The following is a 1,191-nucleotide window of genomic DNA, read 5'->3' on the forward strand; positions in this document are numbered from 1 at the left end:
GCTCGAGAGCCCTGACGACGGCCTCTAATGCCTTGGCCGTGACCTCGGCCATGGCGGCATCTTCGTCCTTGATGTTGCCGATGCGGATCAGCCGGCCAAGCGGCGCGTGATAGCGCGAGACACAGCCCGACAGTTCGACGAAGACCGGCTCGCCGCTGCGATAGATGCCGTCGCCCCAGGTCGTGTGCTCCTCGCCGAGCCGGGCGGCGGGCCGGATGAACGGGCCGAAGCCCGGCGCGTGGCCACCATCGCCGCCACGCATTGGGCGGCAACCTCCTGCTCGGCGGCGCCGTCGGAGATGGCAGCGATGGCGGCACCTGCCGCAGCATCCGTGACCTTGGCGGCGCGGCGCATCAGCACCTGTTCCTCGGCGCTCTTCACCAACCGCATCTTGTCGACCAGTCCCGAGACGTCGCTCCACTTGGCGTCGGCCTGCGCCTCAAGCTTCAGGGCGAGGCCGTGGCTGAGGCCGGACGTCCAGTTTTCGATGCCGATCCGTTTGCCGGCCAGGCCGAGTTCGGAAATGACGCGCGCGGCGAGGTCGGCCGCGGTCTCGCTGTCGGAGTGACCGCGGAATTCTGCTGCCTTCACCTGATTCTCGATCGTCACCTTCTCCATCGACCGGGTGACCAGGATAGGACGCCGGTCGAGCGTGACGATCAGGAGGTGCGGCGCGAAATAACCCCAATGGTCGAGGCCGGTGAGGTAGAAAACAGTCTCCGGCGAGGCGAAGACGGCGGCGTCGAGCTTGCGCTCTGCCAATGCCGTGCGAACTTTCGACAAGCGGCCGGCGATCTCGGCTTCGGAAAAGGGATTGCGGTCCATTGAGGTGTCCTTGAGTTGCCGGTCCTGGGCTGATGGTCAGTCGATGAAGATGGGATCGCGGGTCACGTCGCAGAGCCGCTCGCCGCCGCCTTCGCTGGCGCTGGGATCCTGGCAGATGATTGAGATCGAAGCCGGCCTTTGCCATGCGTTGCTTCACGTCGGCCAGGCGCCGCGCGTATTCCGCCTTGGTGGGCCCGCCCGACGCGTCCAAAGCCGTTTTCCTTCCTGCCCTCATCCAAAGGCGGTTCGTATCGCATCGAGAAAGCACACCTTAATTGTGCACAACTTGCGCATCACAAAGCCGCACAATCAAGCCCAATGGCGATTTTTCCAGATTCGTACAGTGCGTCTTGCGATATGTCCAGA

At 64.4% G+C, this 1,191-nt stretch carries 2 protein-coding genes and 1 pseudogene; 1 reads left to right on the forward strand and 2 read right to left on the reverse strand.

The features are described from left to right. Nucleotides 1–262: M24 family metallopeptidase (locus FJ980_RS35695; protein WP_348640676.1), on the reverse strand; the 262-nt coding region annotated here is incomplete at its 3' end. Between the two features lie 176 nt (nt 263–438). Next, nucleotides 439–825, reverse strand: a pseudogene (locus FJ980_RS35700) (aminopeptidase P family N-terminal domain-containing protein); the annotation flags it as partial. 43 nt (nt 826–868) lie between these two features. Here FJ980_RS35700 and FJ980_RS35145 point away from each other — a divergent pair. Further along, nucleotides 869–1,191: hypothetical protein (locus FJ980_RS35145; protein ID WP_210243785.1), on the forward strand; the 323-nt coding region annotated here is incomplete at its 3' end.

This window comes from Mesorhizobium sp. B1-1-5 (assembly GCF_006443065.1).
GTDB lineage: Bacteria > Pseudomonadota > Alphaproteobacteria > Rhizobiales > Rhizobiaceae > Mesorhizobium.